General features: G+C 46.2%; 11 protein-coding genes. 4 read left to right on the top strand and 7 right to left on the bottom strand.

Features of this window, described 5'->3' with window-relative positions; genetic code table 11:
* Positions 1 to 58: 58 nt before the first annotated feature.
* The 6 genes from AB8S08_RS00720 to AB8S08_RS00695 form a co-directional block, all read right to left on the bottom strand.
* Complete coding sequence (locus tag AB8S08_RS00720) at positions 59 to 793, bottom strand: M48 family metallopeptidase (protein WP_369743069.1); 735 nt, start codon at positions 791 to 793, stop codon at positions 59 to 61.
* Between the two features lie 2 nt (positions 794 to 795).
* Positions 796 to 4,077: a type I restriction endonuclease subunit R gene (locus tag AB8S08_RS00715; protein WP_369743068.1), complete on the bottom strand. Its 3,282-nt coding sequence runs from the start codon at positions 4,075 to 4,077 to the stop codon at positions 796 to 798.
* A 31-nt stretch (positions 4,078 to 4,108) separates the two neighbouring features.
* Positions 4,109 to 4,981, bottom strand: coding sequence for a GIY-YIG nuclease family protein (locus AB8S08_RS00710; protein WP_369743067.1), 873 nt, complete (start codon positions 4,979 to 4,981; stop codon positions 4,109 to 4,111).
* Positions 4,978 to 6,168: a restriction endonuclease subunit S gene (locus tag AB8S08_RS00705; protein WP_369743066.1), complete on the bottom strand. Its 1,191-nt coding sequence runs from the start codon at positions 6,166 to 6,168 to the stop codon at positions 4,978 to 4,980. Before AB8S08_RS00705 ends, AB8S08_RS00710 begins: the two co-directional genes overlap by 4 nt.
* Positions 6,158 to 7,696: a type I restriction-modification system subunit M gene (locus tag AB8S08_RS00700; RefSeq protein ID WP_369743065.1), complete on the bottom strand. Its 1,539-nt coding sequence runs from the start codon at positions 7,694 to 7,696 to the stop codon at positions 6,158 to 6,160. The genes AB8S08_RS00705 and AB8S08_RS00700 overlap by 11 nt, the downstream gene beginning before the upstream one ends.
* Positions 7,697 to 7,787: 91 nt before the next feature.
* Positions 7,788 to 7,994 carry a helix-turn-helix domain-containing protein gene (locus AB8S08_RS00695; protein WP_369743064.1) on the bottom strand — a complete coding sequence of 69 codons (207 nt, stop codon included), beginning with the start codon at positions 7,992 to 7,994 and terminating at the stop codon, positions 7,788 to 7,790.
* A gap of 144 nt (positions 7,995 to 8,138) precedes the next feature.
* Here AB8S08_RS00695 and AB8S08_RS00690 point away from each other — a divergent pair, with 144 nt between their 5' ends.
* The 4 genes from AB8S08_RS00690 (at position 8,139) to AB8S08_RS00675 (ending at position 11,725) form a co-directional block, all read left to right on the top strand.
* Entirely contained in the window at positions 8,139 to 8,378 is a 240-nt protein-coding gene (locus AB8S08_RS00690; protein WP_092836295.1) for a hypothetical protein, read from the top strand.
* Positions 8,371 to 9,558 carry an Arm DNA-binding domain-containing protein gene (locus AB8S08_RS00685; RefSeq protein ID WP_369743063.1) on the top strand — a complete coding sequence of 396 codons (1,188 nt, stop codon included), beginning with the start codon at positions 8,371 to 8,373 and terminating at the stop codon, positions 9,556 to 9,558. The genes AB8S08_RS00690 and AB8S08_RS00685 overlap by 8 nt, the downstream gene beginning before the upstream one ends.
* A complete protein-coding gene (locus tag AB8S08_RS00680) occupies positions 9,548 to 9,877 on the top strand; it encodes a hypothetical protein (RefSeq protein ID WP_369743062.1) in 330 nt (109 codons plus the stop codon). Before AB8S08_RS00685 ends, AB8S08_RS00680 begins: the two co-directional genes overlap by 11 nt.
* A 450-nt stretch (positions 9,878 to 10,327) precedes the next feature.
* On the top strand, positions 10,328 to 11,725 hold the full coding sequence (locus AB8S08_RS00675; RefSeq protein ID WP_369743061.1) for a hypothetical protein: 1,398 nt from the start codon (positions 10,328 to 10,330) through the stop codon (positions 11,723 to 11,725).
* Positions 11,726 to 12,054: 329 nt separating this feature from the next.
* On the opposite strand, the gene AB8S08_RS00670 is transcribed toward AB8S08_RS00675, so the two are convergent.
* Positions 12,055 to 12,321, bottom strand: a complete 267-nt coding sequence (locus AB8S08_RS00670) for a helix-turn-helix domain-containing protein (protein WP_369743060.1) — start codon at positions 12,319 to 12,321, stop codon at positions 12,055 to 12,057.
* Positions 12,322 to 12,353: the final 32 nt, after the last annotated feature.

The following is a 12,353-nucleotide window of genomic DNA, read 5'->3' as shown; positions in this document are numbered from 1 at the left end:
CTTTTGAGTAACTCGCTTATTAAAGAAACCTAGTTCGGCACCAAAGTTAGGTAAACCTCTATACACTGAAAAGCTTACCAGCCATACCATCTAGCCGATGCTTCACATATTCCCAATTCGGCATCACCTGCCCCATCAGGCGGTAGAATCGCTCGCTGTGGTTGTGCTCTGCAATATGGCATAACTCATGCAATATCACGTAGTCAATGCAGTCGCGTGGGGCCTTTACTAGCAGTGGGTTTAGTGTGATGCGCCCTTGAGGCGAGCAACTGCCCCATTGGGTTTGCATGGTAAGCACGCGCAGCGGTGGGCGTTCGGCCACCCACAAAGCTTGTTCGAGAACAGCGTCTAACCGCTTATGAAACACTTCTTTGGCGCGGGCTTTGTACCATTCTTCAAGCGCTAAACGAACGCGCTCGGGCTCTTGAGCGCGCACGCTGACTAGCAACTGCCCGCGCAACAATTTAACGCTACGAGGCGCTGCGGCATCAACGGTAACTTTCAACAGGTATTGCTTGCCGAGGTAATAATGGCTTTCGCCACTGACATATTTGCGCGGGGTAATGTGTGCCTGCTGCGCTTTAAAGTCGCGTAATTGCACGTAAATCCAACGGCCGCGTTTGCGTACAGCGGCCAGCACTTCTTTGTCAGAAGCGCTCGTGGGTGCGGCCACCTGAACCGTGCAGTCGGGCTTTACCTTAATGGTCACTTTGTGTGCCGCGCTTTTGCTGTCGCGGCGTCTGAATGGTATCCACTCGTCACCGTAGTAAAAGCCTTGAATGGCAACGTTCATGGTTAAGCGTCCAACCGGCCGACACGAACAATCTGCACTACCGACTCGACAATGCGTTTGGCTTGGTCGATGCCACCGCCTAAACCTTTGCATTCAGCAAAAATCATTGGCAGTAATTTCTTGCGAATATCGGCTTCTATGTTTTGCGGGTTAATCGAGTTCTCGGCAACCGCTTGGCTCACCACGTCATCGACGTCAAACGCCAATTTGACCCATTTCTCTTGGGTTTTCTCGTCTAACAGCGCAAAAGCCTCCGGCAAGTTCTGTTTAAATACTCCGTAATAGCCTTGTGCGTGTTTGTTGGTATCAAACGCATCGGGTAGCTCGTTTAAGTAGCGTGCTTTTACCTGCTCTTCAAACTCATGAAACATCATGTATTGCTTCAGCGGGTGGTCAAACAGCTTCTCAGCTTCTTCAATGGCTTGACGCAACAGCTTCGAAAAGGCTTCTTGCGCGTAAGGGTCGTCACGCAGCTCTTGCTCAATCATGCGAGTCACGCGGGTGCGAATTATATCAGTTTCGTTGCGGGTTTTATCTTCGCTCCAGTCTTCGGGTTGTTGTTGCTGGCCCATTTTGCCCACTTCGTAAACACCCTCGGCATCGCGTACGCCCACACCAACCACGTGTTTATCGAGCAGCTTTTTCACATCGGCGGCATAGCTATCGTAGCTGACACGTTCGCCCGACTCTTGTTGCACCACTTGGCGCAAGCTTGATAGCTGCTTCACGGTTTCTTTATAAAAAGCACGGTCTTTGTCGGTGAAGCTTTTATCGTCAAAGAATGTCTTCGATTGCAACGCCACTTTTAAACAACTGGCAAACTCAGTCAGGGCTTCGTAGAAATCTTCGCGGCGCTTCAAGTTCACATCAACAAACTCACTGCCACGCTCTTCTAAGCGAGGAATAAGTACATGCTTTAATGCTTCAGTATCGGATTTGTTTTTCACGCCATCAAATATCGCCCACAATTGCTTATAAAGCTGCGGCAGGCGCTTATATTCGGTGCTCATTTGCTGATAGAGCCCTTCAATGTCGTTAATGTCGTAACCGCCTTGGGTGCGCGAGGCAAGGTCTTGATAGTCTTTGATGGTGGTATCAAGCTCAGCAAGAATGCCGCGGTAATCAATCAGCAAACCAAATTTCTTATCGGGGTGTAAGCGGTTTACCCGGGCAATGGCCTGAATTAAATTATGGCCCTTGAGTGGCTTGTCGATATACAGCACAGCATTGCGCGGCTCGTCAAAACCGGTTAGTAATTTGTCGACGACAATCAGCAGCTTCAACTTAGGGTCATTTTTAAAACGGTCAATCAAATGCTGGGTATAGGTTTTCTCATCACCGCCCTCAACGTTCTCTTTCCACCACTTGCTCACTTCCGGCATGCTGGCTTCGTCCACCGAGGTATTGCCTTCGCGGGTATCGGGTGAGCTCATCACCACGGCAGATTCAAACAAGCCAATTTCGTCTAAGAAGCGTTTGTATTTAATAGCTGAGGCTTTGCTATCGCAACACAACTGGCCTTTCAGTGTCTCGCCAATGTTCTTATCAAAATGGTGCGCAATGTCGTAGGCGATAAGACGAATACGGTCATCAGCGCCGTACACTTGCCCACGTTTGGCGAACTTTTTCTTTAAATCGGTTTTTTGCTCATCGCTTAAGCCTTCGGTAATGCGGTCAAACCACGCATCAATGGCGCGTTCGTTCACATCTAAATCAGGCACACGCTCTTCGTACAACAGCGGCGTCACGGTTCTGTCTTCAACCGCGCGCTGCATGGTGTAGGCATGCACTATCGAGCCAAATTTATTGGTGGTTTTGTCATCTTTCAATAACGGCGTGCCGGTGAAAGCCACAAACGCCGCTTTCGGCAGCGCCTGCTCCATACGAATGCTGTTCTCACCGCCCTGGCTGCGGTGCCCTTCGTCTATCAGCACAATAATATCTGGGCTTGGGTTGTAGCATTCTTTGAGCTTGGTCGCGGAGTTGAACTTTTGAATAAGCGTGAACACAATGCGCTCGTTACCACGGCCAATTTGCTGGGCTAGGCGTTTGCCTGAGGTGGCCATGGCTGATTCACGGTCTTTCTTGGATGATAACTCACCGCCAGAGGCAAAGGTTTTGGCCAGCTGGTCTTCTAAATCAACGCGGTCGGTCACTACAATAACGCGGCACTGTTTAAGGGCGTCTGTAAGAATGAGTGTTTTCGACAAAAACACCATGGTGAATGACTTACCCGAGCCGGTTGTATGCCAAATCACCCCTCCTTCGCGGCTGCCATCGCTACGGCGTTTTTGAATACGCTCAATTAAGCGTTTAATGCCAAATACTTGCTGGTAGCGCCCAACTATTTTGCCAATTTTTTGGTCAAAAATGGTGAAGTAACGCACCATGTCAAACAGCCGCTCGCGCGATAGCAGGCTAATCAGCAAGCGGTCTTGGCCACTTAGCATTAAATCGCCACCGGCTAGCAGATTTTGATACCAAGCTAAATCGCGCGGATGGCGGTGGGCGAACAACGCATTAATGTCATCGCTTGAGCGCTTTTTATTTTTAAGCGCTAGCATTTCAGCATCGTTAATGTCTTCTTCACGCCAGGCGGCCCAGAACTTTTCAGGGGTTTCGACGGTGCCGTAGCGCCCTTCACTGCCGTTAATTGACAACAACAGCTGGGTATAAGCGAATAAATGCGGAATTTCATCAGGGCGCTGGTTGCGCAAGCTTTGTGAGATACCCTCAAGTACCGTTGGGCCCTTTTGCGCATTGCCATCTGGGCGCTTGGCTTCAATCACCACCAATGGCAATCCATTCACAAAACAAACAATATCAGGCCGGCGTGAATCTAAGCCGTTAGCCCGAGTTACCGAATACTCTTCGGTAAAGTGGAACCCGTTGTTGTTAAGGTTGTGCCAGTCAATAAGCTGAATAGTTGGTGAGACTTTTTTGCCGTTAACAAACTCGGTTACCGGCATCCCGTACAGCAGGTGGTTATAAATTTTCTCGTTGGCGTGGCGTAAGCCTTCATTGAGTGCCGGCGAGCATAACTGCGAGATAATATTATCAACGGAGTTGTTCGATAACGGATGGCTTTCGCCGGCAAACACAAACGTGCGATTTGAAAGCACTTTGCGTAATACTTCTCGCAGCACAACTTGGTCTTGCTTACCACCGCGCAGCGCCAATGCCTCAGCCGGAGCTAGAAACGTCCACCCCAAGTTTGCCAATAGCGTCATTGCGGGAATTTTGGCGGCGTATTCTTCCTGAAATTTTGGGGTGTATTGCTCCATCACTGGACTCCAATTAGAAAATAATTAACGGTTAGTCACTAGATTTTTCGCTATCTCGATCAACATAATCATCTAGCGTTTGACCGGATGATGTTTTCCATTCACGCCAACCGTTTGTTGCACCAAGCACCAATAAAGCTGATGCGCCACTGGGTGAGTTAAATAGATAGTCTTTGGTAAACACCACCCTGTCACCAACTTTGTGCAAAACGCCTTTCTCAAGCAACTCATCGCGCTGACTTATTAATCGTGGCTGCGTCGTTTTACGTGTTGGCACATAAGGCGCTGACGAGCCTTTTAGCATCACCATCCCTTCATTGGTGTAATAGGCCTTGCCATCAACACCACCACGCTTACAGAAAAACATTTCCTTGGTATCACCCTCGGTTGGGTCCACCAAAGCTTCAAAAATGGGATAGCCTAGGGTAGCCAGTAATAATGAACCAACGCGATGAATTTCATCACAGTCGGCTTTCAAGGGGATTGGCGTGTGCGGCTTCTGCCCACCATTACCGTTAATGAGCTCATACCGAGCGCATTGCTTTGCTTTTTCGATACTGAGGGACTCAAGGTAGAGCGCGTGGGTTTGCGTTAAGTTATTAGTTAGCGAGATAAGAACTAAAGCGCGTTCCCAATCTTTCTTTTCGTTCTTTAAATGCTGGCCCAAACGGTGGCCAACATCGCCCGACTGCCCAATATACACTTCATCTTGATTCTCACGCCCCACAAGGAAATACAACCCAACCTGGTGTGCTTCTGGCATTTTTAAAAATTCAGCCATTTGGTTCCGCGGCACTTCAATTACTCGAACAATGGACGTGGTGATTTCAGCCACGCGAATACCTGACGGGTCGCCACTGGGTAAAAAGATTTGGATGGTTCTTGGCTGCTTTTCAAAACTCATGCGGCCTCCTCGTCAACTTTAACTCGGCGCTTGCCTGTTAAGAGTTGCTGCATTAGGGCTTTCTTTTCTTGTTTTAGGGCATCGAGTTTTTGTTCGTACTTCTTAATTTCATTTTCAGCAAGCGTCAACACAGCAGCAATCGAGTGTTGCTCTCTAAGGTCAGATGGAATCTTAAACTCTAGTTCCTTTAAAACTCGCATATGGCGACTATAACCAAGATTAGGAATATCGACGTGGCTCAATAAAAAGTAACCAAATTTAATGTCGAGAGTACTTCGAGAAACTAAGATCTGAGTGCCGTCAGCTCCGGGACAAAAGGCAAAATCAACCCATTTTATGCATCGCGTATGGTCTCCAAAAATGATTACCGGAATATCCTTATAATGTTCGGAATTGTTGCAAAACCCAGCAATTAGTTTCTGACCTTGATCAACAATCGGTACGTCACCAAAACTTAAATAGTCAGACGATTTAACCTGAGTCGACTTCTGGTTAGCGATCTTGAATGCGTCGCTAAATACGACAAATTTCCACTCCCCACTAAACCGCACACCATTCTCATCAAGCAAACGCTTTTTGCCGGTGAGCAGTTGTTGCATGAGTGCTTTTTTCTGCTGCTGGCTGTTGGCAAGCAGTTGCTCAGTGGTACTGATGGCCTTATCCCAAGTGGAAAGGATTTGGGCGATTTTTTTTTGCTCTGGGAGAGGTGGTACTAACAACGCTAAATTTAAAACATCTGATTTTGTGATGTTCTTCATGCTCCCGCTAGTACCAGTTCCAAGGTTTGATAATCTATATCTCGTATGAGCTGAACCAAGCCAGTATGCTAACCATCTCATCTCAACAACTTTATTTTTTGGTTTTAGTTGCCAAAGCCTGTCCGGTAGATAAGTATTATTGAGAGCAATCTCCACATAAGCATTCGCCCCGACTAATGCTGGAGTATTCATTCGACTAATAATGATTGAATTCGCTATCACTGGCTCTCGAAGCCTCGCAATCTCTGACTGCTCGATTACTGACTTGGTTTCATCGCTTTTAAAATAACCATATGAAACACAACTTGTTTTAAGTATTTTATGTGTAGCATTTTCATTACCATCGTCCTCAGAGTTCACGGAAACGCCTGCATCTAGGCTCCTGACTAACCCTTTGACATACTCTTCCGTCCACCCCTCAGGCACCATAACCCAACTCCTTCAGATACTTGGCCATTTGGTCTTCAAGTGCATCAAGTTCAGCTTTTAGCTTCATGCGCTCAGCACGTACAGCCATCAGGTCAATCTCTTCCTCTTCCTCAAAGGTATCAACGTAGCGCGGGATGTTGAGGTTGTAGTCGTTTTCTTGAATTTCTTTTAGAGTTGCAAGGTATGCATATTTATCAACGCTTTCACGGGCCCGATAAACATCGACAATCTTCTGAATGTTGTCATCGCTCAGTTGGTTTTGGTTTTTACCGGATTTGAATTCACGCGAGGCATCAATAAACAACACGCGCTCGTTATCTTTGTTTTTCTTAAACACCAAAATAGCGGCAGGAATACCGGTACCGTAAAACAGTTTCTCCGGTAATCCAATGACGGCATCAAGCAAGTTCTCGTCAATAAGCTGCTTACGAATTTTTCCTTCCGACGAGCCACGGAATAACACGCCATGCGGTACGACAACACCCATGCGGCCGCCGAGCGTTGATGACGAGCCTGGTTTTAGCGTTTCGATCATATGCAATATAAACGCGTAGTCGCCTTTGGTTTTGGGTGGCAAACCGCGGCGGAAACGTCCGAACTTGTCGTTGGCCGCGTCGTCATAACCCCATTTATCAAGGCTAAATGGAGGGTTGGCAGTCACGATATCAAACAGCATGAGGTCACCGTTTTTATCGAGTAGTTTTGGGTTACGAATGGTGTCGCCCCACTCTATTTTGTGGTTGTCTTCACCGTGCAAAAACATGTTCATTTTGGCCAGTGACCAAGTCGAGCCAATGGCTTCTTGGCCATAGAGTGCGTATTGCTTGCTGCCATGGTTGGCAACGACTTTGCGACCACATTTCATGAGCAATGAGCCGGAGCCACAGGCTGGGTCGCAGATGCTATCACCCGGTTGTGGGTCGAGCAGTTCGGCCATAAGGTCGGATACTTCAGGTGGTGTATAGAACTCACCGGCTTTTTGGCCACCGCTGGCAGCAAAGTTTTTAATGAGGTATTCGTAGGCGTTACCGATAACATCCAGTGAGCCCACGCGACTTGGCTTGAGGTTTAGCTCTGGCTTGGCAAACTCTTCAAGCAAATGACGCAGTATGTCGTTCTTTTGTTTTTCTTCGCCAAGTTTGTCGGTGTTAAAGCTGATGTCTTGGAACACGCTTTTACCGGCGTCTTTGAGTTTAGTGCCGTTGGCTTCTTCAATAGCATGTAAGGCTTGGTCAATGCGCTCACCATTACCGGGCTCGTAACGGCGTTCATACAATGCGTAAAAACTGGCATCGCGTGGTAACACGAAGCGCTCGTTTTTCATTAGCTCTTCAATGAGTTCTTGCACGTCGCCATGCTCGGCTTGATACTGGTCGTAATGGTCTTGCCAGACATCTGAGATGTACTTTAAGAACAGCGTAGTCAGGATAAAATCTTTGTAGGTATCGGCACTGACGGTGCCGCGGAACGTATCACATGCGTTCCATAGCGCTTTGTTGATGGTGTCTTGTGAAATGGGCGAATTCATTGTGTATCCCTACTCTTTTTTCAGTTACTAGTCGTGCTGAATTATCGTATTATCATGGTTGCGCGACGATATGTGTCGCAAAATGTTACACCTACTGCTCCTCGATATACTCAACCAAGTCTCCAACTTCGCATTCGAAAAATTGACACAATGCTTCAAGCGTTTCGAAATCCACTCGCCTTGCGGTTTCACGGTACAACAATGTCACGGTATTTCGATTTAAATTCGTTGCTCTTGCAACATCAGTAATATTTAGCTTTCGCTCACCCATCATTCTTGCCAAATGAACTTTTATCATGACTCCCCCGAAGAAATGTCATCTAAAATGGCAAAAAGTCATTGCAAATGTCATTTTGCGTGCTAATATGTCATTTTAGATGGCAAATTGAAATCTTAGAAAACTATATGTCATCTAATCTATCACCAATAATTGGAGGTTTCCATGCAAAAAGATATAACTTACTTAACCACGGCTGAGCTTGCTGAAAAAATCAAATATGACACTCGCACGATCCGCGAGCAGCTTAAGGATTCCGTACTAATAGAAGGGATTCATTACATCCGACCTTTTGGGAAACGGAAGATCTTGTACCTCTGGGAGCAGATTCGTGATGACTTAGGTAAATTCTCACAGGCATCAACCATGGTTCCCATGGCAAAGGGAGGTGTAGCTCATGGGTAGTGTTTATGCTCGGCCAGAAACGAAGCGGTTAATTATAGATTTCCGGTACCAAGGTGTTCGTTGTAAAGAAACTACCTCTTTACCCGACACAAAAACGAACCGAAAAAAAGTGGAGAAGCTTCTTCAAACAATCGAAGCCGAAATCACGCTAGGCTCTTTTGAATATCACAAATATTTTCCAAACAGCAACCGAGCCAAGCTTTTTGCAAATCAGGCTTTACATGAAAGTTCCGGTAATTTTCCAACGTTCCGCAACTTTGCTGAGCAGTGGTTTGGTGAAATGGAAACCCAGTGGCGTAAATCACATAGCGACACCGTTCGGAATACTATCGATAAGTACTTGATTCCGAATTTTGGAGAAAAAGAAGTTGGCCACATCACCAAAGCGGAAATCCTGTCATTTCGAGCCTCCCTCGCCAAAGTTACAGCTCGAAATGGCAAACAGCTATCACCGTCGCGGATCAACCATATCATGACGCCATTGCGCATGATCCTTAATGAGGCAGCCAACCGATTTAATTTTAGCTCACCCTATCAAGGAATTAAATCGTTAAAGGTTCCGCGTACGGATGTAGAACCTTTTACGCTCGAAGAGGTGAGGCTCATTCTTGATAATGTGCGTGTTGATTTTAAGAACTACTACACGGTTCGTTTTTTCACTGGCATGCGCACTGCCGAAATTGATGGTTTACAGTGGGATGCAGTGGACTTTCAACAACGCCAAGTTTTAGTCCGCAGTACCCTCGTTAATGGCCGCATCGAAAGTACAAAAACGGATGGCTCTTTTCGAGCTATCGACATGAGTCAGCTTGTTTACGATGCGCTCATGTCTCAACGTGAAGCGACCGGTCATAATCAATTCGTTTTCACCACCCGCGCAGGTACCCCGCTTTCGCACAACAATGTGACTAAACGAGTTTGGTACCCCCTCTTGCGCTATCTGGGGCTGCGTAAACGGCGGGCATATCAGACTCGACATACTGCCGCCACGCTCTGGCTAGCCTCGGGTGAAAGTCCCGAGTGGATTGCTCGGCAGATGGGTCATGCAACGACAGAGATGTTATTTCGAGTTTACTCGCGTTATGTACCAAACCTGACCCGCCAGGATGGCAGCGCATTTGAGCGTTTGTTGAAGCAAAACTTTGATGTGAAGACGTTGGAGGTGAGCCATGATGAATAACGATATGTTTATGGCTGATGATGCGGAACAAGTGATGAAAGAGCATCGTGAATATGCCGGACTCACTGCTCGTCATTTGATGACAAAGCTTCAAATTTTGCCAGGCAATCAACTTACCAAAATCATCGGAATTGGTTTTGAGCGTAATAATTTGGAAGCTTTAGAGTCATGGGTGTATTTCATCTCGAACACGTTGAAAATTCCATTTTCAAAAGAGCACTTCGAAATGCTAGAAGTTATTCTTCAGGGCATTCTAGAAGCGGCTGAGCGTGATTATCACATCCAACTACGTATGGAGGTGACACGTTATGCGCACTAATCAAGACAAGTCGGGACTTATGTCCCGACCGCCTCACGACTCATGTCCAGACGGTTGTCAGGACTTTATCACGACGCGTGAAGCGGCAACGCTTGCAAACGTATGTGAGCGCACTATCTCGCGCAAAGTTCACTTAGGACAGCTTCACTCGAAAAAGTCAGGACATAAACGTCTTATCTGTCGTGATTCTGTCATGACACTTTCAAATAAATCGACAAGTCCTGCGACAGTTTCTGTCGCAGCTAACGATTCGGGGATTATTCCTACTTTGCACGAACTCACAGAGCTTATGCAAATCATGATTTCTCTATATCACCCTACTAGCACCGCAGATGTAGCAAAGAAGCAGCAGGCTCGGGAGAAAGCAAAGTCACTGCGAAGACCGCCTTAGGCGCTCGACCTTTTGCGGTTTATTCCTCGTGGTTTTATTTTTCTTCTAAAGGTGATTTTATGATTAGTGATACTAAAGAACGTCAACTCGACGTGTTACAAACAATTTATTCAGAAATCCAAAACGGTGATATTCAAAAAGAATCTTTGTTACAACACGGAATTCTGTCAATCAATCGATTAATTAAGCTTATCAATTCTCGGTTAGAGCCAGCGGACATTCCTCTACTCAGAGGTACACTCGCCCTTGCGCGAAACCCGCTTCTTTATACCCCAACGCAGCAGATTAAATCTGCGCTGCAAGACATTCGCGAAGATACACTCAGTCTTTACGAGAAGCACATTTCACATATAAAAGACATGGTTGCAACTCGTACTAACAAAGAAACTCTGGCGTATCTTCGCTATAACATTCCGGCCCCACATCGTGCATTAGTTGCACTAGCAGCAGGGTTCGCAACAGCGAATCGCGATTTTTGGCTATTCTCAGATGAAGAATTACTCAACACCTGCGACGGCGTTGATTCATTAGCGGAGTTAAAGTACAAAAATTGCAGTGTCCATGCACATATCAAGGGGCGCCAGCTCGAATGGGAGTTTCAGAAACGAAATCCAGCCGCTATGCGCAACTATTATCTAGATGTCGAAGGACTCCGACATCGCTCTATGGGTGAACTTGTTACCGCCAATTTTCTGCGGTTGAATAACATCTCATTCTTAACCCAAATGCCAGTGGCCAATTCAAACGCCAAAAAGCCTAGAACAATAGACTTTTCACTCATTGACCATGATGTTCACATTGAAGTACTGCAAAACGAAGAGCGAGGTCAAGGTATCCGGCGTTCCAAGTATGTCGACCGGCTTAACTCTAAACGATATGAATATAAGCTTCTAGGTGGCAAATGTATTTTTGTTGACTCTGATAAGTATTGGACATCAGAGGGCTTTGACATTGTGGCTTTTAGTGAGCAGCTTCAAGCTTCGCTGCAGCTAACAGGGATTTCAACAAGTACCGAATTCCCCGCCACGGCTCTTGGTTATCGGGATAACTCTGAAGCTAAAAAGTTAATGACACTGCCACTGCCGGAGCTCATTTACTTTTTAGAAAAGCAAGGTGTTGTGGGACTTGCATCACTGAAGAACAACTTCCATTTTTTTATGACGATTCTAAAAATGCGAGATGATTTTGATGACATTCTTAATCACTTTAAGCAGCTTGGGGAGCGTATCAGGTTGTCGCGCATTCAAGCAGCGGTTAAAGAGCGAGATAAACATTATGCGAGCATTGAAGAGGTGCGAGCGTTAGCGGTCGAGCATAATATTACCTGTCAAAAAGAGTGGTTTGCTTTTGCAAAGGCCAACCGCGACTTTCTCAAGCAGATGAATATTCCGAGTAATATTTATCTTGTCTACTCACGGCTTGGGACCTGGCAAGGGTGGGGATATCTCTGGAACTGATGCCGTGATTGTTAGCGAGGGGCACATGCAATTGCCCCTCATTTTTCATTTAAGATGTGTAACCACGTATACTGAATCAGGTAGGATTATTCATCACTGATAGCAAAAGCGGCAAGGCAACGGAGAGGCCTGATTTAATTATCACCCTCGAAAGTGCATCCCGCCATAAGCTACTCTGGATAGGACAAAACATATGACGACGACACAAGCAATCATCATGACAGCGACGCCGGTCGTGTTTGTAATCGCCGGGCTAGTAATGATTTACTATAAGCGCAACAAGGATTAGAAAAGCACTAAAGCCTCGACGGGGCTTTTATATGTGGCAACTAAAGTAATTCAGAAAGCTTTCTTTTCAGCGCTTCTTGCTGCTGCTCTTTGGTTAAAGTTGGACGTACTAGTCGCTCATACTCAGGAAATACTTCAAGCAAAGGCAAGTCAATCGCAAGAGCTACTGCTTTGGCGACTCGCATTGAAATAGCTTTTCTGTTAATGATTTTAGAAATAAGGCTTGGTGAACAATTGAGTGCGTGCGCTATCGCACCTTGGTCAAAACCCTTCTTGTTAATTGCTTTACTAATGTCCTGTGGCGTCATATCTAAACATCCTAAATCAAGTTTCAAAATAG

Origin of the sequence: Pseudidiomarina sp. PP-1MA (genome assembly GCF_041200125.1) — a bacterium.
Lineage (GTDB): Bacteria > Pseudomonadota > Gammaproteobacteria > Enterobacterales > Alteromonadaceae > Pseudidiomarina > Pseudidiomarina fusca.
The sequence above is the reverse complement of the archived record's forward strand: the minus strand, read 5'-3'. Positions and strand labels throughout refer to the sequence as shown.

Excerpts from the sequence above, each read along its gene's own strand:
- AB8S08_RS00715 (WP_369743068.1), bottom strand. The coding sequence starts at position 4,077 with ATGGAGCAATACACCCCAAAATTTCAGGAAGAATACGCCGCCAAAATT.
- AB8S08_RS00690 (WP_092836295.1), top strand. The coding sequence starts at position 8,139 with ATGCAAAAAGATATAACTTACTTAACCACGGCTGAGCTTGCTGAAAAA.
- AB8S08_RS00710 (WP_369743067.1), bottom strand. The coding sequence starts at position 4,981 with ATGAGTTTTGAAAAGCAGCCAAGAACCATCCAAATCTTTTTACCCAGT.
- AB8S08_RS00680 (WP_369743062.1), top strand. The coding sequence starts at position 9,548 with ATGATGAATAACGATATGTTTATGGCTGATGATGCGGAACAAGTGATG.
- AB8S08_RS00675 (WP_369743061.1), top strand. The coding sequence starts at position 10,328 with ATGATTAGTGATACTAAAGAACGTCAACTCGACGTGTTACAAACAATT.
- AB8S08_RS00695 (WP_369743064.1), bottom strand. The coding sequence starts at position 7,994 with ATGATAAAAGTTCATTTGGCAAGAATGATGGGTGAGCGAAAGCTAAAT.
- AB8S08_RS00670 (WP_369743060.1), bottom strand. The coding sequence starts at position 12,321 with ATGACGCCACAGGACATTAGTAAAGCAATTAACAAGAAGGGTTTTGAC.
- AB8S08_RS00685 (WP_369743063.1), top strand. The coding sequence starts at position 8,371 with ATGGGTAGTGTTTATGCTCGGCCAGAAACGAAGCGGTTAATTATAGAT.
- AB8S08_RS00700 (WP_369743065.1), bottom strand. The coding sequence starts at position 7,696 with ATGAATTCGCCCATTTCACAAGACACCATCAACAAAGCGCTATGGAAC.
- AB8S08_RS00705 (WP_369743066.1), bottom strand. The coding sequence starts at position 6,168 with ATGGTGCCTGAGGGGTGGACGGAAGAGTATGTCAAAGGGTTAGTCAGG.
- AB8S08_RS00720 (WP_369743069.1), bottom strand. The coding sequence starts at position 793 with ATGAACGTTGCCATTCAAGGCTTTTACTACGGTGACGAGTGGATACCA.